This window comes from Gilliamella sp. wkB178 (assembly GCF_001690705.1).
Lineage (GTDB): Bacteria > Pseudomonadota > Gammaproteobacteria > Enterobacterales > Orbaceae > Gilliamella > Gilliamella apicola_K.
The window spans coordinates 128,536-151,792 of sequence record NZ_LZGK01000001.1; the positions used below are offsets into that span (position 1 = coordinate 128,536).

At 38.2% G+C, this 23,257-nt stretch carries 19 protein-coding genes; 5 read left to right on the forward strand and 14 right to left on the reverse strand.

Annotated elements, in window-relative coordinates; translation table 11 throughout:
- Positions 1-252 precede the first annotated feature (252 nt).
- The 12 genes from A9G13_RS00590 to yiaK form a co-directional block, all read right to left on the reverse strand.
- On the reverse strand, positions 253-2,340 hold the full coding sequence (locus tag A9G13_RS00590; RefSeq protein ID WP_065555693.1) for a BglG family transcription antiterminator: 2,088 nt from the start codon (positions 2,338-2,340) through the stop codon (positions 253-255).
- Between the two features lie 61 nt (positions 2,341-2,401).
- Positions 2,402-3,466 carry an L-ascorbate 6-phosphate lactonase gene (ulaG, locus tag A9G13_RS00595; protein ID WP_065555694.1) on the reverse strand — a complete coding sequence of 355 codons (1,065 nt, stop codon included), beginning with the start codon at positions 3,464-3,466 and terminating at the stop codon, positions 2,402-2,404.
- Between the two features lie 21 nt (positions 3,467-3,487).
- Positions 3,488-4,117 (reverse strand): orotidine 5'-phosphate decarboxylase / HUMPS family protein, encoded by a 630-nt coding sequence (locus tag A9G13_RS00600; protein ID WP_065555695.1) that lies wholly within the window; start codon positions 4,115-4,117, stop codon positions 3,488-3,490.
- A gap of 18 nt (positions 4,118-4,135) precedes the next feature.
- Positions 4,136-5,434: a PTS ascorbate transporter subunit IIC gene (locus A9G13_RS00605; RefSeq protein WP_065555696.1), complete on the reverse strand. Its 1,299-nt coding sequence runs from the start codon at positions 5,432-5,434 to the stop codon at positions 4,136-4,138.
- Between the two features lie 19 nt (positions 5,435-5,453).
- A complete protein-coding gene (locus tag A9G13_RS00610; protein ID WP_065555697.1) occupies positions 5,454-5,738 on the reverse strand; it encodes a PTS sugar transporter subunit IIB in 285 nt (94 codons plus the stop codon).
- Positions 5,739-5,746: 8 nt separating this feature from the next.
- Complete coding sequence (locus A9G13_RS00615) at positions 5,747-6,193, reverse strand: PTS sugar transporter subunit IIA (protein ID WP_065555698.1); 447 nt, start codon at positions 6,191-6,193, stop codon at positions 5,747-5,749.
- 324 nt (positions 6,194-6,517) lie between these two features.
- Positions 6,518-7,153 (reverse strand): RpiB/LacA/LacB family sugar-phosphate isomerase, encoded by a 636-nt coding sequence (locus A9G13_RS00620; protein WP_065555699.1) that lies wholly within the window; start codon positions 7,151-7,153, stop codon positions 6,518-6,520.
- 236 nt (positions 7,154-7,389) lie between these two features.
- The gene (locus A9G13_RS00625) at positions 7,390-8,874 is read right to left on the reverse strand and encodes an FGGY-family carbohydrate kinase (RefSeq protein WP_065555700.1); all 1,485 of its coding nucleotides are present in this window, start codon (positions 8,872-8,874) and stop codon (positions 7,390-7,392) included.
- A gap of 81 nt (positions 8,875-8,955) precedes the next feature.
- On the reverse strand, positions 8,956-10,239 hold the full coding sequence (locus A9G13_RS00630) for an MFS transporter (RefSeq protein ID WP_065555701.1): 1,284 nt from the start codon (positions 10,237-10,239) through the stop codon (positions 8,956-8,958).
- A 213-nt stretch (positions 10,240-10,452) separates the two neighbouring features.
- A complete protein-coding gene (locus tag A9G13_RS00635) occupies positions 10,453-11,406 on the reverse strand; it encodes a DUF4862 family protein (protein ID WP_065555702.1) in 954 nt (317 codons plus the stop codon).
- Positions 11,407-11,453: 47 nt separating this feature from the next.
- Positions 11,454-11,924: a YhcH/YjgK/YiaL family protein gene (locus A9G13_RS00640; RefSeq protein ID WP_065555703.1), complete on the reverse strand. Its 471-nt coding sequence runs from the start codon at positions 11,922-11,924 to the stop codon at positions 11,454-11,456.
- A gap of 24 nt (positions 11,925-11,948) precedes the next feature.
- On the reverse strand, positions 11,949-12,947 hold the full coding sequence (gene yiaK / locus A9G13_RS00645; RefSeq protein WP_065555704.1) for a 3-dehydro-L-gulonate 2-dehydrogenase: 999 nt from the start codon (positions 12,945-12,947) through the stop codon (positions 11,949-11,951).
- A 250-nt stretch (positions 12,948-13,197) separates the two neighbouring features.
- Between yiaK and A9G13_RS00650 the strand changes: the two genes are divergently transcribed.
- From A9G13_RS00650 to A9G13_RS00660, 3 genes are all read left to right on the forward strand, one after another.
- Positions 13,198-14,025: an IclR family transcriptional regulator gene (locus A9G13_RS00650; RefSeq protein ID WP_065555705.1), complete on the forward strand. Its 828-nt coding sequence runs from the start codon at positions 13,198-13,200 to the stop codon at positions 14,023-14,025.
- Between the two features lie 459 nt (positions 14,026-14,484).
- Positions 14,485-15,888 (forward strand): hypothetical protein, encoded by a 1,404-nt coding sequence (locus tag A9G13_RS00655; protein WP_065555706.1) that lies wholly within the window; start codon positions 14,485-14,487, stop codon positions 15,886-15,888.
- A 439-nt stretch (positions 15,889-16,327) separates the two neighbouring features.
- Positions 16,328-17,848 (forward strand): hypothetical protein, encoded by a 1,521-nt coding sequence (locus tag A9G13_RS00660; protein WP_065555707.1) that lies wholly within the window; start codon positions 16,328-16,330, stop codon positions 17,846-17,848.
- A 752-nt stretch (positions 17,849-18,600) separates the two neighbouring features.
- Here A9G13_RS00660 and A9G13_RS00665 read toward each other — a convergent pair.
- Entirely contained in the window at positions 18,601-18,804 is a 204-nt protein-coding gene (locus tag A9G13_RS00665; RefSeq protein ID WP_065555708.1) for a hypothetical protein, read from the reverse strand.
- 59 nt (positions 18,805-18,863) lie between these two features.
- On the opposite strand from A9G13_RS00665, the gene A9G13_RS00670 reads away from it, so the two are divergent.
- Positions 18,864-20,240: a hypothetical protein gene (locus A9G13_RS00670; protein ID WP_065555709.1), complete on the forward strand. Its 1,377-nt coding sequence runs from the start codon at positions 18,864-18,866 to the stop codon at positions 20,238-20,240.
- A gap of 795 nt (positions 20,241-21,035) precedes the next feature.
- On the opposite strand, the gene A9G13_RS11115 is transcribed toward A9G13_RS00670, so the two are convergent.
- Positions 21,036-21,194, reverse strand: a complete 159-nt coding sequence (locus A9G13_RS11115; RefSeq protein ID WP_176701930.1) for a hypothetical protein — start codon at positions 21,192-21,194, stop codon at positions 21,036-21,038.
- 59 nt (positions 21,195-21,253) lie between these two features.
- On the opposite strand from A9G13_RS11115, the gene A9G13_RS00675 reads away from it, so the two are divergent.
- The gene (locus A9G13_RS00675; protein WP_065555710.1) at positions 21,254-22,651 is read left to right on the forward strand and encodes a hypothetical protein; all 1,398 of its coding nucleotides are present in this window, start codon (positions 21,254-21,256) and stop codon (positions 22,649-22,651) included.
- Positions 22,652-23,257: the final 606 nt, after the last annotated feature.

Genomic DNA, 23,257 nt, shown 5'->3' on the forward strand with positions numbered 1-23,257 from the left:
TTATACATTAATGCCTATATTGATTAGGTAGGCATTATTTGTATTAGTCTTAGTCACATTTCTGATTTATAGCGCTGTAAAAACGGTTGCGGAGTCTATGCTGTTTCAATAAGAATGCTGAATGATTTATTGCGCCAATAATAGCCAAGTTATTTTAAAAGTAGTTCAACAAAGCTATTGCGGATTCTGGCTAATATGCGGGGTGGTTTATGTAACTAAACAAAATGTGATAGTTTATTTCTTTATAATTATTTAAGAGTTAAATAAAACTCTTTCTATGCTATCGATATTATTGGCTTTTAATAAGTCATTTAATTTTTGTTCGTTAGTTAACAAAACATTTAATTGCTCTAACAATTTTATATGGCTGGCGGTTTTTTCTGGTACCAGCAGAAAAATTATTGATGCCGCAGCCGATTTTTGACCAATCTTAAAGGGGATTGGTTTCGTTACTTTTAATAATGATAAATAGGGTAGATGCTGATTATCTATAGGTGAGGCATGCAGTAGCACAATATTGGGAGTAAGGTACATATACATACCAAATTTATTAATATTCTCTTTTATCTCTTGTAAATAATTTGTTTTAATCAAACCGCGTTTAATTAGGGGTTGACCAACAAGATCAATGGCTTTATGCCAATTTAATTGTGAACGCGATATGCCAATATTGCCATGTAGGCTTTGTTCTAATGTGAGATTTTCTTTTATCGGTAATCCGATTAGCGCCACGTTTTGGCGGATAATATTATCAAATTTGACGCGAATATTGGAACGCAGATGCTTAGGAATATAAGGATCAATTTCATTCATCAATGCATTAACCATGATTGGTAACTGTGATTCATAATCACGATTTTCCAATAGTTGCCTTATGGTAAGTTGTTCATGATTTGTTAAAATGGGTTTTACTTTTATTACAGGCACTTTTTTATTTTCGATATCGGGAAGATTAGTTGTAGTAATAATTAATTCAATCTGCTTTGGGTAATCCCCTTGTTTATATTCTTGTAAGGTCTTTAAGTGAATAATCAATGGGATAACGGTTAATTTTCGCAATTTTTGTTCTAATATTGAGGTAACCGAAACACCGTCCTCAGAAATCAGTAAAATATTTTTTTCTTTGGTTTCTTTATTTTTATTGATCCAGGCAGCGAAAGTCATGGCAATATAACCAAGCTCATGGTTAGTAAATTGAAAATGGTACTCAGCTTCGATAATCGTTACAACGCGTTTAGTGATGCTAAAAATTTGTGGGTATAGTTGCTCTATATCATCAAGGAGTAAATTCTCGATATTAATATTAAATAATCCGCGCCGAATCGCCGGTTTTAAATGCATAAATAGTTGCCGTTGTAGCCCTATCTTGTCAATAAAATAAACGCCAGCTAAACGCTGAAATTCGGCAATAAGCATTCTTATATGTCTAATTAAATTACTATCTTGTTGGCTGATCTTTTCATCAGAATGAAAGCTTTTAAGGATCGACAATAATAAACTAACAAATAAAATTTCATTATCAGGCAGCTGTATGTCAAGGTTAATGCGCAAGGTTTTTTGCACTAACTTGGCTGTATACCACTCGGAAGTGAACCATAAATAATTTTGTTGTTGTTGATTAAATACAATATTTTGTTTGTTATTAATAACATGTAGCAGGGTAATTAATAACATATAGCAAAGTAATTGCCGATCTTTATCAGTAAAATGCCTTTTTAAACTTGTTTCTACTGCCAAGATGACATTATTTATCTCCTCAATGATGGTAGAAATATCCTGTATGTTACTTTGATTGTATGTATCTAAAATCAGTTGATAAATAAAGTTACTTTTAAATTTAAAGTGCATTTGAATAATTTGTAAGGCTAAAAAACGTTGTTTTAATACATCAGTAGTTAGGCAATATCCTTGTTTCTTTTTAAAAGTAATAATTCCATGATATTTTTGATTGATTATATTGATGTCATTTAATGTTGTGTTGCGACTAACGCGATTAATTTGATTTAAATCATCCACGAATACCGGTTTATTGGTTAAGATTAGATACATTAAAATTTGATCCATCCGTTCGTTACTTTTTAATTCATAGTGGTGAGTGGAAATAAGATCGAGTTGATCAAGGATCTTTGTTACCTCATGATCAAGTAAAGTTAATCCTTGTGAACGGCTGTTATCTATTTTGCGGAAATTATTTTTTGTTAACCAATCATTCATTGTTTCCAACCGATAATAAAAATGCCGGCGAGTAATAGAAATCTGGTTACAAAGTTGGTTAATCGATATATTTGGATTGATTGCTATCGTTTTGATAATTTTGACAGAAATATAATCTAATCGCATAGCTTTCCTTGGTTGTGTTGTTTAAACCATCTGAATATCAGATGGTTTAAACATTATAATGCTATAAAAATGCAGGATAAGGAACATTTGTTTCGTGTTCAAAGATATCAGGGAAACCTCTTGGGAACTGATAAACCATGTTGTCTTTATCTTGAGGGTAGGTAAATTTACCACCAGGTTGCCAAATAAATGGTTTAAATTTATATTGTAATCGGTATTTACGCATCTCATATAGCGCTAGGATTTCATTTGGATCAGCTAACATATTACACCAGATATCATGGTGAATCGGGATTACTACTTTACATTGTAAGGCTTCACCCATACGTAAAATATCAATAGAGGTTAGTTTATCAACTATGCCAATAGGATTTTCACCAAACGAACCAAATGCAACGTCAATATCGTGTTGCTTACCATGTTTAGCAAATAAATTACTGTAATGCGAATCACCAGAGTGATAAATGTTGCCGCCAGGAGTTTTAATTAAATAGTTGACTGAGCGCAAATCCATATTAGGGATTTGGTTAGGTTCATTTAACGGTTTTGGCGGTTCAGTAATTAATACAGTTCGATCGAAAGATTCTAAAACTTCTATTTCAATATCTTTGATTTTTATATTATCGCCAGGTTTAACTACAATACAGCGAGATTCTGGCACTCCCCAATCCATCCATAAATCAACACAAGCTTGAGGACCAATAAAAGGTACATCAGTTGCGCAATTTTGCATAACAGCGGCAGCTACATTAATATCAATATGATCAGAATGAAAATGAGTTGCCATAATAGCATCCACATTTTTGATAGCAAAAGGATCCATAACAAAAGGTACATTTCTCAAATTCGGTTGCGCAATTCTTGAACCACTCATCCGAGCCATTTGATGTGTAGCTTTCATTGGTGGTAGATGTTTAGTTTTTTTGCCGGTTCCACACCAAAGATCGATACATAAATTAGTATTACCGGGCGTCTTAATCCATAAACCAACACAACCGAGCCACCACATTGCCACAGAATTGGCTAAAACTTGTTCTGCATCGATCTCATCATTTAACCAAGTGCCCCATTCAGGGCAATTACCTAATATCCAAGATTCACGTGTAATATTATCTAGCTTACTCATAACAAATCCTCTATTTCATGTTTAACTATCAGCAATAATGCGTAACGCTTTAGTTGTAGCTATAGGATCTTCAGCTTTAAGAATGGTTCCACCAATAATCACCACCTCTGGTTTTAGCTGTGTTTTTATTTCTGGTAAGGTAGTTAAATTGATACCGCCAGCTAGTGCGATAGGTAGTTGAGTTATTGTTTTGATATCAATAAATTCTTTAAAAGCTTCATTAAGGCTATCACCACAATCCGAATTTTTATGTACACAAATCATTTGCGCACCTAAATTTTTTAATTGCAAACTTCGTTCTTGATAATTGGTTACTGATTGCATATCAAAAACGACCTGTGCATGGTGTTTTTGGGCGATATTAAGTACTTTTGTAATAGCGGTATCGGTTGCTACCGCTAACATAGAGTAATAATCGGCTTTCACGTTGGCCATTAATGTGGCTTCACGTTCAGGGCCGTCAATAATTTTCATATCAACAAATATTGGTTTATTAGGTGTTATTGAACGAATTTTTTCAATAATCTGCACCCCGGCTAATTTTAATAGTGAGGTGCCAATTTCAATAATATCAACATTGTCACCTACCATTTTAACCATGTTTAGGGCTTGTTCTTCATCTAATAAATCAAGCGCTAATTGTATTTTCATATCATTTCTCTACTTTAATTAAACCAGACCAAATATAATGCCGATAAACTTCATTAAATAGATGAACGGTAACCAAACTAAGGTGAAGTCGATATTTGAGAACATTAAGCCAGAACCATAAATTGGGCCCATCATTGGGTAAAGTAAAATTATACCGGCGTGGGCAAGTAAACTCGTGACAAAACCAGCGCCAAGAGCCCCTTTGTAACCACCGAACTTATTGCCAAACACGCCCATACAACAACCGTCAAAAAACATAATAATTGGGCTAGGGAAAACAATAATTGGGCATTTAAAGATTATTGTTGCAAACATCACGACTAATGCAGCAACAACAGAAGCAATGAATCCTAACATACCACCTGTTGGTGAGAAGGGGTAGACTGAAGGGCTATCAAGTGCGGGTAATGCATTTGGGATCAATTTATCTGAAATACCTTTGAAAGCCGGAACGATAGAACCGATAAACATTCTTACACCAACCAATAACACCACTACACCTGCGGTAAATTGTAAGCCTTCAATAATTAGCCACATAACCCAGTTAGTATTGCCACTTAATTCCGTAATACCTTCTGATCCAATGGCAACCCCAATACCAATAAAAATAAGGGGCATCAAAAATGCGAGTGAAATGGTATTGTCACGAAAAATAGAAAGAAAACCGGGCAATTTTAACTCTTCAGCATCTTGTTCTTTTTTACCAAACAATGGGGCAATTTTACTGGCCAGTAATGCACCAACTTGTTGCTGATGACCTAAAGTGAAATCTTCACCCATAAAGCTCTTACCGATAATGCGGGTAATGGCTGGTGTAAAAGTCCAATACAACGCACAAAATACTGCGCCAGTAATAATTAATGCGGTACCTGACAATCCTAACGTGCCTGGTAATGAAACAACCATAAAAGTAGCTAGGAACAGTTGCATATGTACTGTTAAGTAAACATTTTTACAGCTTTTAAATGGAATGATAAACACTAAAAACAGATGTAATAGAAAACCGATTAAAAATGTAATAGTAATACTATTGGCTAAATCAACCATAGCAACACCGAAGGCGGCTTCGTTAGCTGGAAGCACACCTTGAATCCCCATGGAGGCATTTAATTTAGTCATGATTGGGCCTATTGAGTTTAATAATACTCCAGCCCCAGTGGTTAAGATTAATAGGCCGACGATGGTTTTAACTACTCCATCAATGATCTCACTGGTTTTCTTTTTTTGTAATAAAAGTCCAATTAAAGCAATTAAACCTAAAAAAATAGGTGCTCTGTCTAACAGTTGAAAAATGATAAAATCAAGAATTTCACTCATGTTTTATACTCCTATTCAATCAGCGTAAATTAAGTTTCTTTAAACACTCATCTATCGATTTTTCAATTTCAACTTTACGTACAAAATTAGTTAAAATCACGGTTTTATCTTTGTATTCCACCGGCATAGATTGAGCAAGTTCATAAGTAGTGACATATAAATCAGCAGGAGTACTACGTACGCTGCCAACATCACAGGTATCAACTTGGGCGTCGATATTCATTGATTTTAGGACTTGTTCTAAATTCATCTTGGCGATAACACTAGAACCTAAACCCATTCCACAAACACAGATAATTTTCATAACGACTCCTATGATTTAAAATTATTTATTGCCGCTGCAATGTCGGCTGTTGATTGACTATTAATTAGAATTTGCATGGCATTGTCTTGATCTAAAAAAGCACAAATCTGAGTCAACGTTTGCAAATGATCTACATCATTTATTGCACAAAGTCCAAGCACGACTTGAACTGGATCATTTTCTTTAGAGCCAAATTCAATAGGTTCTTTTAACACGATTAAACTAAGACCGGTTTTTAATACATTTTTAGTTGGTCGGGCATGGCCTAAAGCAATGCCCGGAGCAATAACAATATAAGGACCAAACTCATTAACGGCCTGAATCATATCGAGAGTATATTGCTCAGTGGTATAGCCGTTTTTAACCAACAATTCACCGGCTTTAGTTAGTGCTTCTTGCCAATTTTTAACCAATACATTTATAGCTATGTTATTTTTAGGAATGATTTCTAACACGTTGTTACTCTCCCTATTAATAATGAAGTTACAATTAAGATAAAGAGGGCTAAGTAAAACTCAAAAACCAAAATCTACACATTCAAATGTACACAATTGGACTCTATTGAAAAAAACGATGGGAAATATCAGAAATGAAAAGCAAAAATATGAAGTACTTCACAAAAATGAACAATTAATTAAAATTTCAGACCTATTTTAATGAGTTTTATAACAATATTATTATTTACAAAATTTGTGAGAAATATCACAAAACTCATTATTGAATATAAATAAAAACAGTTGAAGGTTTAGTTATGAAAAACAAAACCTTCAATAAGTATGTTATAGATAGCTCTTTACTAATTCAGCAAGTTGAGGATTTTGATTATTTTCAAAAAAACATTTTTGAAATAATTCTCCGGAAAAAGCCTGTTTAACCATTGCACTGTCTAATGAAGATAAAATCTCACTATATGATCGAGATACAATTTTTTGTTTAATATCAAAAAGAATTTCTGCATTTTTATTTTGAGATTCTTTCCTTTCAGGAGGATAACCTTGTCCTTTTTCACCACTAAATGCTTTTTCAAAAATATTTTGTAAATTTAGTTCAGCTCCCCAACCAAAACCTTTAGCAAATGGTATCGATAAGGCATTACCATTATTTATTTGCGCAAATAAAAATGCGTCAGTTGGTTCAATGCAGTATCCACAAACAACACCCGGGTAGGCATTTAATGACATTAAGGCGCCTTGACCGGTGCCACAACCAGTAATCACAAAATCAACCGCTTTTGAATTTAATAATAAACTGGCCATTATTCCAAGATGTATGTAAGTTAAATAATGATCGTTATCACTTTTCATACCAACATTAAATACAATATGATTTTGCTGGGTTGCAACTAGATTAAGTTTTTCAAAAATAATCGGATTTTTAGCTGCTTGACTAAATTCATTCATTAATGCAATTTTCATAATTAATCACCTTATTTATTCTCCTTTACTAATTATTCTGTTTAGAATAAGTATAAAAATTAATTTTATCAAGGTATTACTTAAATTGAGATTTAATTAAATAAAACGTAGGGATATCAATTTTAAGTAAAATAGACTGTTTCCCGATATTTTATAGAATAATGAAGCCATTATTAAAAAATGCTTAGCCATATCACTAGAACCAGTCATATCGATATATTTTTTTATGTTATATCTTATTCATTTTTAAGATGGAATTGATTTAATGACTCAATAAGATTTTGATATTTTTTAAATTTCTTTTGATAAGCAGAATAAGCTTGCTGATCAGGTAAAATGGTTGTTAGTGGTGTTTTTAGTTGTGTTACCGCGTGTTGCAAATCTTTGTATTCTTGAGTTCCTACCATTGCGGTTAATGCTGCACCTAAGCACCCCGTTTCCTCTATTTGAGCGAGTTCTAATGGGTAACCACTAATGTCGGCTAACATCTGCATCCAAACTTTAGATTTTGTTGGGCCACCGGCAACTCTCAGTGTTTTAATTGAATTAAAGCGTTGCAGCATACGATTAATGTGAAGCATATGACTAAAAATAACCCCTTCATAAACCGCTTGTAGCAGATGATCTTGATTATGAAAAGATTGCATGCCATAAAAACCACTAGTCATGGCAAGGTTGCTATTAGTCCCATATAAAAAAGGAATGAAAAAAACCTCACTTGTAGCTTTAGGGAGTTGCTCAATCCGTCGATTAATATCATTATAATCCGACAGTCCCAATTGTTTTACAACCCATTCTAAATTTGCGGATGAAGTGGGGCTGGCATCATGAATAATATATTGGTTAGGGATGGCATATTCACCATAAACATAAGGGTAGGGTTCATCATCTAAGATTTTATTGGCTATGCCACTCGTTACTGCCCAAGTCCCCATAACTACATTAAGTACGGTTTCATCTTTTAGTCCACAACAAATAGCGGTGGATACCACATCAAATAGCCCACCAACTACAGGGATGCCAGCTGGTAATTTAGTTAATTTAGCAACTTCCGGTGTTATATAACCACAAATAGCGGACGAATTGACTATTGGTGGTAGTTTTTCAATTATGGTTTCAATTCCTAATAGTTGAGCCAATTTGGCATCATATTGTTGGCTTCTAATATTATATAAGTTAGATTCGGAAATATTGGTTAGTTCACAGTTCTTATTGCCAGTTAAACAAAAACGCAAATAATCGTGGGACATCATTACACAAGCAATTTTTTGGTAGCGTTCTGGTTGGTTGTCCTTGATCCATCTTAATAATGAAACCGGATGACCAGTCCATAGGGTTTGTTTAGTTAAAGGGTAAAGCTTTTCGGGTACTTTTTGTTTTCGCCATTGAAGAACAACATCCATAGCTCGTCGATCAGATGAGAGAATTCCTTTTCCTAATGGTTTATCCTTATTATCTAGTAAAAATAAACCCTTTCCTTGGGCTGAAATACCAATCCCTTGAATATATTGGGCTGAATCAGGGTTGTTATCTAGTAATGAAGCAATTACCTTAATGCAAGATGACCACAGGTTATCCATGTCGCGCTCAGCCCATCCAATTTGAGGATTTTCTATTGGTGATAAAGCTCGGTAAATACCAATTTCTTTACCAGTGTTATCATATAACCCTGCCTTTAAATAAGTACCGCCACAATCTATACCTAACCAATATTTTTTCATATTCTCACTTTTGGGTTATTAATTACATTTATTAATCATTAGTGCAATTTGAACATTGCACTAATGATACCAAATTAAGTGCTAGTTTACTTTATAATCACACTTCTTTGGGAGTAATAACGCTAAAATAGCGGCGATAGCAAGTGATAAGGCCAAGGCTAATACTCCGGCATCTTGGCTATAATGGGTGATTAGTATACCCACCGCATACGGACCACAAAAGCCACCTAAGTTACCTAAGGCATTAATAACACCACGGGAACCCCCAGCCATTTCAGCGGAAAATAGTTTAGCTGGAATAGTCCAGAATATTCCGGCAGCAGCCTGTAAAAATACTCCACAAAAAACTAAAGCAGTATATGCTAGCCAAATATTTTCTTTTAAAGCAACCGACAAAAATAGAGCCACAGCAAAACCGGCTAATGGAATAAAGACAAATAACTTGCGCTTACCAGTTTTATCGGAAAGGCTAGAAAAGAAGAACATACCAATCATAGTCCCAACATATGGCAAAATGGATAACATGCCAACGGCACCCATACCTGTACGAGTTAGTTCTTTAAGGATGGTTGGTAACCACAGAGTGTAACCATAAATACCAGTTTGGTAGAAGAAATTTAAAATAATTAATTGCCAAATTAGTTTATCGGACAAGACGGCACCTAATGAAGCATTTTTAACGTCCTTACCAACAAAGGCTTGTTGTTCAGCCGCTAATGTTGTAAGCAAAAAATTACGTTCTTTTTCCGAAATCCATTTAGCTTCAGAGGGCCTGTCACTAATAGTAAATGCCCATAAAAATAACACTAGCAGTGAAATGATACCTTCTATAATGAACAACCAGCGCCAATCTAAAGAAGAAATCACCCAGCCGGATAAAGGTGCTGTTAATATGCCAGCAATAGGAACAAACATTATCATTACTGCGTTAGCTCGCCCACGTTCGCGATCAGGAAACCAGTTACTAATTATGGTCAACACCACCGGTAACATACCACCTTCGGCAACACCAAGTGCAAAGCGTAAAAATAGCAATTGGTATAAGTCGGTTACTAAGCCGGTAAGGGTTGAAATAATCGCCCACGATAATAATGAAAATCCTATAAATTTTTTGCCACTACCGTGCACGGCAATCTTACCACCCGGTACTTGTAAAAATAGATAACCAATAAAGAAAATACCACCAGCAAGCCCAACCATTGAGGCGGTTATGGCTAGATCTGTTTCCATACCACCTGGCATGGCAAAGGCAATATTTACGCGGTCCATATAGGAAATAATGCAAGTTATTAAAATTGGCGGAATAATCCTCAGCCACCTTTGTTTGGGAATATTATCAGTTATTGTATTTGAGTTTGTATTCATAATCAGATACCTTCTAAAATTAAAAACTACTATATTTATAATTCTTTTCGGTTTTTTCTCTATCCATATTGTTTTGGAATATAGAGAAACGTCATAAATACTACTCTTGAGTGGCAGTTAGGCCTGTGATACCATACCGCCGATTAACTTGGGGAAGTAAAAGTAAAGTTATCTTACCAGGATTGAATTACTTTTTACTTTTCGGTTAATCACTCATAAAGTAGTTGCTTTAATTAGAGCATTAATGCCATCTTCTAAAATTGCTACTCGGTGTTCTACTGTGGCATTTTTATCGATTTCTAACAATTTAATTCCTAGGAAGCTTAATGCTTCAGGTTTAGCTACTTGTAGTAATTGTTTGGCTAAATCAACCGTCATAATCGATTCCGGACAATTAACTTTGGCACCTTCAAAATGGGCAAAAGGTGCATGTAAATCCCCCCAATGGCCATAAGGCCCGGTTAAAGTTGTACCAGAGAACATTAGCGCACTTAGTAAATTAGCATTAAGTACTTGCTGAGTATGTTGTAATGGTAATTGCGTATTTTGCCCTTCAAGTGCTGATCTTGCCCAGTTAATACAAATACCCATATTCTTAAAGCCTGCGGCGGACTCTATTTCGGATTCAATAGGTAAAAAACCTTTTTTAGGATCAACACCATTAAATGCGTCACAATGCTCAATAACTAATTCACAAGGCCAATCCCATTGGCTAAGTTCGTATAATGATTTTTGAAAGGCTTGTTGCGCAGTGGCTATTGTTGGATTTTGTGCTGGCGCGGATTGAATTTCCAAAGCAAGGACTTTATTTGTTTTAAAGCGATCATTAGTTTGTGATATTTTTTGGTAAATATGTTGGTAAAATTTAACACAAGCTTGGCGCTGTTCTTCATCAGTTGATGCTAAGCCAAAATTAGCATTTACAGCTCTTTTTTGCATAGTGCCCATCACTGCTGTCACTACGATAGTCCATTCATCCGGAATTAATTTGAAAAGAAAATCGTCACCATAAGGGTGCAGATCTTGTAAACAAGGTTGCTCAATTCCGCGAATATGGGGGTTTTTAGCTAATTGTTGCCAAAAACTAATTTCCATCTCTTGATCGCATTGGTGAAATGATGGTGCACATGGGTAAGCACCTACAATAAATCCTGATTTTTTAAGCATAATTATTTCTTCCCTAGTAGTGTGTTATTAAATAGCCTTGGTGGTTATCAAACTAGAAGATCCATTGCAACTTTAACCACAATTTTCCTTATTTTGCATGCCGATTCACAAATACAGCCTGGGCGGTGAATATCGGTAGGAAAGAATATAGCAAAGCAACCTGGGGTCATAATTAAGGTAGATTCATTTTGAATTTTATCTTCATAGAAAATGATATCTCTTTGTTCTAATAGGTTTTCCTTGATTATGTTGTCACCAAAGTCAGGCGCATAACCCATTTGTTCTTTACCTTTATATAAAAATTGGATGTCGATATATTTTCTATGCACTTCCGGACGATTTTCATGTTTTGGTGTGGTGTCCATATCGATAATTTGTGCATAAATATTGCGATTATCTATTTCCACGGTTCCAGCCGGTATTGTTGCAAAGTCAGTGGTATTTAAAAAAGATAATCCACGCATCAATGCCGGGTGTAAAGCAAAGGTTTTATATTGTGAAATGTGGCCTGTAATCATGGTAACCTCCAAATACTAATATAACTATAGTGACTTAATTTTTTGCCAAACAGAATCATCAACAGTGATCCCATTACGACGATTTTCTTCTAAATAACGGCTAAATTCATGGCCCGGTAACCTTACTTCTTCACCGGCTTGCGATGGAGCAGCCGTTTTTACATATTGAATAATACGTTCTAATTTTTCATCGCGAGTTTTTCCATCAATTAAACGATCTACTTCAATGGCAATAAAAATCTGTGAAACATCATATTCGTCAGATTTTTCTTCGGTAATTTCGGCAACAGAAGCACCATTTGCAAGTAACGTGGCAATCATGTCCAACACAATTGATAAGCCAGAACCTTTCCAATAGCCCATAGGTAAAATGCGGCGATTCTTTTCAATAATACCAGGATCTCGGGTTAGATTACCTTGATCATCAAAACCACCATCAACGGGTAATTGACGCCCAGCAAGGCGGTTAACTTCAAGCATGCCATAAGAGAACATCGACATTGACATATCAACCATGGTGATTTGTTTGCCCGGAATGGCAATAATGATCGGGTTAGTGCCAATGCGGCATTCTTTGGCTCCCCATGGTGGCATTACTGCAATAGTGTTGGTCCAACAAATGCCAATATAGCCTTTCTCTGCCGCTTGCCAACCATAACTACCACCGCGCATCCAATGATTTGCATTACGCAAGGCAACCAGGCCGATGCCATGTTGCGCGGCTAACTCTGTAGCTCTATCCATCATTTTTTTGGCAGTTAAATTACCAATACCTCGGTGAGCATCCCATTGTTCAATGGCACCTAACGCTAAGACTTTAGTTGGTTCTGATTCGGGTTTTATGTCGCCCGCTTCAAGTTGTTGTATAAATCGAGGGAAGCGATTGATACCATGCGAATACACACCTGATTCTGTCGTTTGGGCAAACATGGTGGCACAGTCGTGAGCCTTTTCTTTGCTTACACCACGAGCCAAAAGTACGCGTTCAAATTCATTTTTTAACTGTTCAAATGTGACTATCATTTTGATGTCTCCTTTAAGTAGTATTTTCTATACAAATGATTTTGTATATCAAAATGCCATTTCATATTTAAATGATGATGAATCTAAAATACCGTTTCTATAAATGAAACGTCAATCAAAAAAATTACATTAAACGATGTTTATTTTAAAAATGTGACGTAATACACAAATATGTTGACTTAAGTTTTAAGCAAACTTATAGTTTTGTACCAACTAACGCTAGTAAAATCATATAAAAATTGAAGGAAGCATGGGCGTAACAACATCAAAGCAGAATACTAAATCGCAAGGTAATCAGAGTTTATATAAAGGCTTAAAAATTATAGAGGCATTAAGTAATTACCCAAATGGCTGCCCGTTAGCGGTTTTAGCGGAAAAAGCTAACATGAATAAAAGCACCGTGCATAGGATTTTACAAGAACTGCAAACCTGTGGCTATGTAACACCTACACAAACCTTTGGTAGTTACCGTTTAACGGCTAGATTTGTTTCAATTGGTCAAAAAGTCTTATCTTCACTGAATATAATTAATGTGTCTGCCCCACATTTAGAAAAATTAAATTTGATTACTGGTGAAACCGTTAATTTTTCGATGTTTGAACGTGAAAAAGCAGTATTCATTTACAAATTAGAGCCAACTATGGGGATGTTAAAAACCCGAGCCTATATTGGTCAACCTCTTTCTTTGTACTGTTCGGCAATGGGTAAGATTTTTTTAGCTTATCACCCAGATCCACAATATGTAGAACAATATTGGCACCAAAATATTACGCTAATTAATCAATTAACAGTAAATACCATCACTAATCTGGATGATATGTATAAAGAATTGACAAAAATACGCCAAACAGGAATTGCCTACGATAAAGAAGAAAATGAAATTGGCGTATCTTGCATTGCTTTACCGATTTTTGATATTGCCAAAAAAGTTAATTATTCGGTATCAATCTCACTTTCTACAGCTAGGTTGCAACTACATAATCTGGATAACATTGTTCAGGCCTTAACTACCGCCGCTAAGGCTATTTCCCATGAATTGGGTTATTACGATAAGTACCCATTATTATTTAAAAAGTAAATCAGCTACACATAGTGGTGTTTACTTTTTAAGTTAGTATTTCAAATTTCAGTATGGTGGGTAAAATAGAGTCTATGCTATAAAACACAAAAACTACACTTCTTTACAGTTCTTTACAAATAATCAAATAAAAAAAGTAGTTAAAATTTTTCAAGACGTTATACTTTTAAGGGCAAAAAATGGATTTAGTTTAATTTATTAACAATTAAACCAAAAAATGTAAATAAAACATAAAATTACTTGACGGATCGCACAATATGCTTTATAATTTTAGACACAAGACACAAGCACTGGCAGCTTTATGCCCAAAATCTTTATCAACACACCTTAGTTAATTCATTACACCCAAGGGTTATTTTAACTCTTAACTATCTAACTTTATCGCGGTTATCTCAGCTATTTAATTTAACCTTAAAGCGCTTATCTAAGTTATATTTATACTTAATACCGTTACTATTATTGCCGTATGCCACCACTACCCAAGCGTTATCAGCCACTACCTCAGAGGTAATTAATGGTAGTGCACCTTATTTAACTTTCGATAATGGGGTAACTAAAGTCACTACTAGCGATGATTTGTTAGGTATCACCTTATCCGACGGTACACACATTACACCAGCAACCAATACCTCAACCGCAGCCAACCCAATTCAGCTCACCGTAGCCAATCAGAGTTTCGCTGATATTGGTATGCTGGTGCCAACTACTACCAACTCCATTGCCTTAAGCGCTCTAATTGGTGCACCATATAATTATTGGGGTGATGATGATGGTGATGGTCAGGGCGTTAATGGTATTACTGCTACGGGTAATTTAAGTATTGCTATTACCGATAAATTGAACCAAACAGTGAGTCGTAGTGCCAGCTTAGACATCTGTCATGCGCCTTATAAAGTGGAATTAACCAGTACTGCTGGTAGTTTAACTACCCAGTATGGGGTGCCCAATAGTAGTAGTTTCAACGGTAGTACCGCTACCTATTATATCAGTCCTAAAGCTGCGCCTACAATTTGTTACGCCAGACCAAATTTGAAACGTGGTTCAAATAATGACTCGGACTATCCAGGATGGAACTTCGAAGGCCCCACCACTATCTGGAGCAAGGATAACGGTTTCCTAATGCAATCAATTGAGCCATCAAGCTACGATCGTAACTTCCCCACCACCGGGGCTAATAAGTTGTATTTTGATTTACTGGTAGGTGGTATTGATGCTGCCACTTTAACTTGGCCGGATGTCACTCAGGGTGGCATTACTGTTACCATGGCGCTCAACCCGCCTAAAGATGATTATTTTAACCCTGATGGCGCTTCCTCAGTACGCGTTACCCTCACTGGCCCGGCGGCAACATCGTCCCAATCGAGTTCAAAATCACCGGGTACCATTGACACTCCCGCTTTGCCGCAAACCTTCGAGTTAGTCGGTTATGATAGTAGCCATAGAAAGGTATTAAGCTATGGCTTTGTATTAAAGCATTGGTTCGTTAAACGTGGACATAAAATAGATAGTGTTGCTAATCACACCTCATGGTGTTCAAAACTAGGCAGTTATCGTTTCCCCAAAGTTAAAGACTTAACTAACTCGGTCTGTTCGGGAAATGGCACATCAGGTTCTTCTTGCGAAGGTTCAGTGGGCGCCACGCCTTCATCAAATGGTAATCATTACCAGCGTAATATCGGTGCTGGTTTCTTTACTGAATGGGGCGACATGTTTACTTATGCCGCTGCCGACTTCAACAACCTTTACGTCTACTGGACAAGTGACAGCGCCAGTTCGACGGACCATTACTATGTCGGCTGGAGCAATGGCAACGTTGACAGCTTCACCACTGGTTACGGTAGTGGGCTTTGCGTCTACCCTTAGTTGGTGGATTTAAATTGGTAAATTTACTGTGCTTTGGTAAAGAGGGATTAGTATTAATCCTTCTTTACCATTTTACCAAGTTTGAATGTATGCCAAGATGTTTCCTGAGAAGGGTATGTTTCAGTATAAAATCCAGCATAAAACTAAGTATAAAAATAAAGCTAATCCCATCATTTTTACTATTCTTTACAAATAAAAGGAGCAAAACGGTAGTTAATTTTTATCAAGGCGTTATACTTTTATCGATGAGTTGTACGGAGGTTATTTTTCGCGCACTCAGATGGGAAAAATGTAAATAAAACATAAAATTACTTGACGGAATCATCGTTATGCCTTACACTGTAAGCCACAAGCCACAAGCCACAAGCCTTGGCCACTTTACGTCCACAATCTATCTCAACACACTGCAGCTAACTCATTACACCAAAGTGTTACTTTAGTGCCTAATTTAGCCCCTCACCGTCGGCAACCCAGCGGCTTAAATCAGCAGTTACCGCTATTAAAACCACTACAGCCGTTATCACTAATTAAGCGCCCGCTGCACTTAGTTTTTAGTTTAAAGCGTTGTTTAGCCATAGTGCCGTTGCTATTATTGCCCTATGCCACCACTACCCAAGCCTTATCAGTTACTACTGCAGAGGTTATTAATGGTAACCAGCCTTATATAACTTTTGATAATGGTAATACTAAAATCACGACGACTGATAGTCTTTTAGGTATTACCCTATCTGACGGTACTACTGAAACCACTTACACTCCTGCAAATAATCCTTCAACCTTGGCTAACCCAATATTGTTACCCAAGGAAAATCAGACTTTCGCAGATATTAGTATGTTAGTGCCCACCACAGCTGACTCAATCACATTAAACGATCTGATTGGTCCTCCTAATAATTATTGGGGCGATGATGATGGAGATGGGCAAGGAGTAAATGGCATAACGGCTACCGGTAGTTTAAGTCTAAAAATTGAGGATAATATGGGTAATGCGGTTGGCCGTAATGAGGTGTTAAAAGTTTGTAATGCACCTTATAAATTAACCTTAACCAGTACTAATAGTAAGTTGAGTACGCAATATGGAGTTCCTAATAGTGCAACTTTTGCTGATACTAGAGTTTATTATTATATTAATCCGAAAACAGCAGCCACAGTTTGCTTTGCTAAGCCTTTGCTTGATGGTGCTCCTGGCCCAAAAAATATGTGGAATCAAAATAATGGCTTCTTAGTTCAATCAACTGATGAGGCATCGTACGGTAAGAACTTCCCGACTACCGGGGCTAATAATCTGTATTTTGATTTAGTTATAGGTGGTATGGATTCTTCAGCAATGGAGTGGCCTTCTGTTACTAGAGGAGGTATTACTGCCACCATGGAACATGCACCAGATCTAGGCACATATACTACTGCTATACGTGTTACTCTTACCGGTCCGGCAGCAACACCGGGTGATATGACTTCAACTACTCCGAGTTCGGTCAACCTTCCTAGCTTACCACAAAAAATGGAGATAGTCGGGTACGACAGTAGTCATACACCAGTATTAAAATATGGTTTTGAGTTAAAACAGTGGTTTGTCAATCGGGGAATACAGAAACAGGCTAATCGGGCAGATACTAAAGCTTGGTGTGCAGCAATAGGCTATCGTATACCTAATGTTCTAGACTTGACCAACGCTGCATGTACAGGGCGGGTAGGAGATTTCCCTGCAGAGTGTAGAGGAGCCGTTGGTGCCACACCGCCATCAGATGGTAATAATTATACGCGTCACATTGGTGCCGGTTTCTTCAGTGAATGGGGAAATGTAGGTAATTATCACGGAGCAGACTTTACTAATGTTTTTGCTTACTGGACAGGTGACCTGCAGACTTCACCATACTATTTTTATGTTGAGCCAGCCCTAGGTAAAATTAATAATGCTCCAGGAAGCCGTTCATATTATAACTTGTGTGCCAATCCTTAATAGATTGGCTTTTAGTTGTTAGACTAGCTGCGCTTTGGTAAACAGGGATTGTGATGAATCCCTGTTTAAAATTCCTCTATATTTAAATTCCTGTCAAGATGTTTCCTGAGAAGGGTGCGTTTCAGTATAAAAATCGGCTAATCAGTCACGCTGCCGCGTAGGTGTTAAGAGGGATTGGTGTGAATCCCTCTTAACAATCTCCCCACACCCCGCGGTAAGTAAAAACCAATTAATTCCATAATAGTCTTGGTTTTTAGGTGTTAAATTGGCCGTTAGATGGTGCCGACAACTGAGGGAGGTTAGCACGGCAAACAGGGAGGTTTGCCGAGGGAGTGCTTTGTAGGAACAAATCACGACCGGTGCGTTAAGACCAAGCGAAGGCGGAGGGTAGCCGCAGACCACCATCTGCAGGCCCGCGTTTGGGTTGTAAGGGAATTTTCGCGTTAAAATTCCCTAACTCGAGCGTTAACTCCGCAATTAAAATAATCACCAAATCGTAAAACGCTCGAAACCTAACGAATTAAAATAATTAAAACGCAATAACACCTGTCAAGATATTTCCTGAGAGGTATACGTTTGCGTATAAAAACCAACTAATTTCGCAAGGATAATCCTTCATCTTTACTATTCTTTACAAATAAACTCAACAAAATAGTAGTTAAAATTTATCAAGGCGATATACTTTTAGCGATGAGTGGTACGAGGTTATTTTTCGCGCACTCAGATGAAAAAAGTGTAAATAAAACATAAAATTACTTGACGGAATCATCATCATGCCTTATACTGGAAGACACAAGACACAAGACACAAGCACTGGCAGCTTTACGTCCAAAATCTATCTCAGCACACTGTAGTTGACCCATTTCACCAAAGTGATAATTTAGTCCGCGATTTAATCCCAGATTTAGCTTCGTGCCGTCGGCAATCCAATTACCCAAATCAGCAGTTACCGCCATTATCACTAATTAAGCGCCAACCGCGTTTAGGCCTTAGTTTAAAGCGTTGTTTAGCCTTAATGCCATTGCTATTGTTGCCATATGCTACCACTACCCAAGCCTTGTCCGCCACTACCGCCCAGGTAATCCATGGTACTGAGCCGTATTTAACCTTTGATAATGGGGTAACTAAGGTCACGACTACGGATGATCTATTAGGTATTAAACTTTCCAACGGTGCTCGCTTCACTCCGGCAACCAATACTTCAACCGCAGCAAACCCAATACAGCTTCCAGAGGCCAATCAAAGTTTCGCTGATGTAGGTATGCTAGTGCCTACCAATACTAACTCCATTGCCTTAAGTGCTTTGATTGGAGCACCTTATAATTATTGGGGTGATGATGATGGTGATGGTCAGGGTACTAATGGTGTTACCGCTACGGGAAATTTAACTGTTAGTATTACCGATAGCAACGGTCAAGTTGTTAGTCGTGATACTATTCTTAATACTTGTGGTACTACAGTGCCACCGTATAAATTAGTATTGACTAGTACCGCTGGTAGCTTAACCACCCGGTATGGGCTGCCTAATAGTAGTAGTTTCAGCGGCGGTACTGCCACTTATTATATTAGTCCTAAAGCAGGTCCAACAATCTGTTACGCCAAACCAAATCTGACCTATGGTACTGGAAGTACCGCTGGTCCCACCACTATCTGGAATCCAGATAAAGGTTTCCTAGTGCAATCCACTGAGCCATCAAGCTACAATCGTAACTTCCCGACTACCGGTGCTAATAATCTGTATTTTGATTTAGACATAAGTGGTATTAATGGTTCAACATTGACATGGCCGACAATCAGCCAAGGTGGTATTACCGCTACCATGAGGCCATCACCCGATAATGCCAATAACATCCGCGTCACCCTCACTGGCCCAAATTATTCAACGAATTCAGGTGGTGAGCCAAATCATGTCAATAGTCCCAGCTTGCCACAGACATTCGTGTTAGTGGGTTATGATAGTAGTTATAGAGAGGTAGTAAGATATGGCTTTGTCTTAAAGCAGTGGTTCATCAACAACGGAAGCAATTGTAATAAGTATGCTCACGTTGTATCTTGGTGTAGCAGTTTAAACAGCGGCATTGGTTACCGTGTGCCAGAGCTCAAAGAGTTAACTAATAACGCTAGCCGCGATTCATACGGAAATCCTGCAGGCACTTACCAACGTAATATCGGTGCTGGACTGTTTAGTGAATGGGGCTACATGCCAAGTTATACCGGTAGCGGCTTCCGTAAAGACTTCAGAGGCGAGGCGTTCTACTGGACAAGCAACAAACGTAACTCTATGGACATGTGGTGTGCCAACTCGACCGAAGGCTCCACGAGGGCAGACTTTCGCAACACCCCCGACGGCTCCTGTGAATTAGAGGTTTGCGCTACCAACATCGCTCGCTAATTGGCAATTAACGAACCGCCGCGTATCGCACCTCCTTGTGCGCCCACGGCTCATCCGGCTTCCTGCCGGCTGTTCTATGCCAATTACCTCCCTCGGCACCACTTAAGCGGGGAATAAAAAACCAACAGTATTGAGTAACATCATTCCGCAATAGGCTAGGGTATTAAGTCATTTAGATAATAGGGTTTAAGGTGTTAAATTGGCCGTTGGATGGTGCCGACAACTGAGGGAGGTTAGCACGGCAAACAGGGAGGTTTGTCGAGGGAGTGCTTTGTAGGAACAAATCACGACCGGTGCGTTAAGACCAAGCGAAGGCGGAGGGCAGTCGCAGACCACCATCTGCAGGCCCGCGTTTGGGTTGTAAGGGAATTTTCGCGTTAAAATTCCCTTACTCGAGCGTTAACTCCGCAATTAAAATAATCACCTAACTATAAAACGCTCGCAACCTAACCGATTCAAATAACTAAAGCACAATAACGTTTGTTAAGATGTTTCCTGAGAAGGGTATGTTTCAGTATAAAACTCAGCCCCAAACCCAGCTTAAAAATAAAGCCAATGCCTTCATCTTTACTATTCTTTACAAATAAACTCAATAAAATAGTAGTTAAAATTTATCAAGGCGATATACTTTTAGCGATGAGTAGTGCGGAGGTTATTTTTCGCGCGCTCAAATGGAAAAAGTGTAAATAAAACATAAAATTACTTGACGGAATCTTCATCATGCCTTATACTGGAAGACACAAGACACAAGACACAAGCACTGGCAGCTTTACGTCCAAAATCTATCTCAATACACTATAGTTGACTCATTTCACCAAAGTGATAATTTAGTCGCCGATTTAATCCCGCACCATCGGCATAATCGGCAATCTGGTTACCAAAATCAGCAATTATCTTCAATAATACCATTACGGCTACTACAATCATTACCGCCAAATCGGCAATTACCGCCATTATCACTAATTAAGTGTAGGCCGCGTTTAGGTCTTAGCTTAAAGCGTTGTTTAGCCTTAATGCCGTTGTTATTATTGCCGTATGCCACCACTACCCAAGCGTTGTCCGCCACTACTGCCCAGGTAATTCATGGTAGTCAGCCATATTTAACCTTTGATAATGGGGTAACTAAGGTTACTACGGGTGATGGTCTATTAGGTATTACTATCTCTGATGGCACAACTAAAATCACTTATACCCCAGCCGATAATACCTCAACTGCAAGTAATCCAATAGTATTACTCAAGGAAAACCAGAGTTTTACCGATATTGGTATGTTGGTGCCACCCACTACTGATTCCATTACCTTAAACGACTTAATTAGTGCCCCGTATAATTATTGGGGTGACGATGATGGTGATGGTCAGGGTACTAATGGTGTTACGGCTAGTGGTAATTTAAGCGTGCGGATTACCGATAAGAATGGTGAAACAGTCAGTCGTAATACTGTATTAAGTCTTTGCGGTGAAGCGCCTTATAAAGTAGAATTAACTGCAACTAATGGTAGTTTAACCACTCAGTATGGACTGCCCAATAGCAGTAGTTTCACAGGTGGTAGAGTCACTTATTATATCAGCCCAAAACCAGCTACGCCTATCTGCGTAAGGTATGCCAGACCGAGTCTGCGCCGCGAAGGCACCGGCAACCAACCCGGCCCCGCCACTATCTGGAACCCAGATAAAGGTTTTCTAGTGCAATCCACTGAATCATCAGGTTACAGTCGTAACTTCCCGACTACCGGTGCTAATAATCTGTATTTTGATTTAGACATAAGTGGTATTAATGGTTCAACATTGACATGGCCAACAGTCAGTCAAGGAGGTATTACCGCAACCATGACGCAATCCCCCGATAATGCTAATAACATCCGCGTCACCCTCACCGGTCCGGTGGCAACAGGAGCCCAACAAGATTCAACCTCACCGGGTAGGATTGCTAGACCCAGCTTGCCACAGACATTCGTGTTAGTCGGTAAAGATAGTAGTAATAATGAGGTAGTAAGATATGGTTTTGAGTTACAGCGTTGGTTCGTCACCCGCGGAGTTAACGTAAATACTTATCCTTACCACTCATCCTGGTGTAGTAGTTTGGGTTACCGTCTGCCCCAGGTCAAAGACTTAACTAACGCGAAGTGTGGTGTGAATAGATACTTTCCATGCGTTAATGGCATAGATGGCGCCACGCCGTTATCAAATAATAATAATTACCAGCGTAATATTGGTGCGGGTTTGTTCACCGAATGGGGCTTCATGGTCAATTATAACGCTACCGCTGCCGGTGCCGGCTTCGGCTACTTCTACTACTGGACAAGTGACAGCGACGGTTCGAACCAGTTCACTGTTGTCCACCCGAACTTCGGCAACGTTGAATTCAACATCCCCAGCCTCTACAACGGTGTGGTTTGTGTCTATCCTTAGTCCTTAGTTCTTAGTCCTTAAGTCACGGGTGTTTAATAAGGAGTAATAAAGTTTAAGCAATAAAAGGACGGTTGCAGCGGCAGGGGCAACCCGAGCCGCTTTTTTAAAACGCCAGCCACGCCGCTGGCATTTTTATGTTTGTCAAGATGTTTCCTGAGAGGTATACGTTTCAGTATGAAAAAGGTTAATATTTGCTATGGTTTGGGTTCGGTGTGGTTGCGGACGGTATTGGCAAAGGTGTTCTTAATAACTCACTGAGCCACGTCCGCGTTAAGAGGGATTGGTGTGAATCCCTCTTAACAATCTCCCCACACCCCGCGGGAAGTAAAAACCAATTAATTCCATAATAGTCTTGGTTTTTAGGTTTTAAATTGGCCGTTAGATGGTGCCGACAACTGAGGGCGGTTAGCACGGCAAACAGGGAAGTTTGCCGAGGGAGTGCTTTGTAGGAACAAATCACGACCGGTGCGTTAAGACCAAGCGAAGGCGGAGGGCAGTCGTAGACCACCATCTGCAGGCCCGCGTTTGGGTTGTAAGGGAATTTTCGCGTTAAAATTCCCTTACTCGAGCGTTAACTCCGCAATTAAAATAATCACCAAATCGTAA

Bases quoted from the DNA above. Each gene is read 5' to 3' on its own strand.
- A9G13_RS00630 (WP_065555701.1), bottom strand. From the start codon at position 10,239: ATGAATACAAACTCAAATACAATAACTGATAATATTCCCAAACAAAGG.
- ulaG (WP_065555694.1), bottom strand. From the start codon at position 3,466: ATGAGTAAGCTAGATAATATTACACGTGAATCTTGGATATTAGGTAAT.
- A9G13_RS00610 (WP_065555697.1), bottom strand. From the start codon at position 5,738: ATGAAAATTATCTGTGTTTGTGGAATGGGTTTAGGTTCTAGTGTTATC.
- A9G13_RS00650 (WP_065555705.1), top strand. From the start codon at position 13,198: ATGGGCGTAACAACATCAAAGCAGAATACTAAATCGCAAGGTAATCAG.
- A9G13_RS11115 (WP_176701930.1), bottom strand. From the start codon at position 21,194: ATGGCGGTAATTGCCGATTTGGCGGTAATGATTGTAGTAGCCGTAATG.
- A9G13_RS00600 (WP_065555695.1), bottom strand. From the start codon at position 4,117: ATGAAAATACAATTAGCGCTTGATTTATTAGATGAAGAACAAGCCCTA.
- A9G13_RS00590 (WP_065555693.1), bottom strand. From the start codon at position 2,340: ATGCGATTAGATTATATTTCTGTCAAAATTATCAAAACGATAGCAATC.
- A9G13_RS00625 (WP_065555700.1), bottom strand. From the start codon at position 8,874: ATGAAAAAATATTGGTTAGGTATAGATTGTGGCGGTACTTATTTAAAG.
- A9G13_RS00675 (WP_065555710.1), top strand. From the start codon at position 21,254: ATGCCGTTGTTATTATTGCCGTATGCCACCACTACCCAAGCGTTGTCC.
- A9G13_RS00620 (WP_065555699.1), bottom strand. From the start codon at position 7,153: ATGAAAATTGCATTAATGAATGAATTTAGTCAAGCAGCTAAAAATCCG.
- yiaK (WP_065555704.1), bottom strand. From the start codon at position 12,947: ATGATAGTCACATTTGAACAGTTAAAAAATGAATTTGAACGCGTACTT.
- A9G13_RS00670 (WP_065555709.1), top strand. From the start codon at position 18,864: ATGCCATTGCTATTGTTGCCATATGCTACCACTACCCAAGCCTTGTCC.
- A9G13_RS00605 (WP_065555696.1), bottom strand. From the start codon at position 5,434: ATGAGTGAAATTCTTGATTTTATCATTTTTCAACTGTTAGACAGAGCA.
- A9G13_RS00640 (WP_065555703.1), bottom strand. From the start codon at position 11,924: ATGATTACAGGCCACATTTCACAATATAAAACCTTTGCTTTACACCCG.
- A9G13_RS00665 (WP_065555708.1), bottom strand. From the start codon at position 18,804: ATGGCGGTAACTGCTGATTTGGGTAATTGGATTGCCGACGGCACGAAG.
- A9G13_RS00635 (WP_065555702.1), bottom strand. From the start codon at position 11,406: ATGCTTAAAAAATCAGGATTTATTGTAGGTGCTTACCCATGTGCACCA.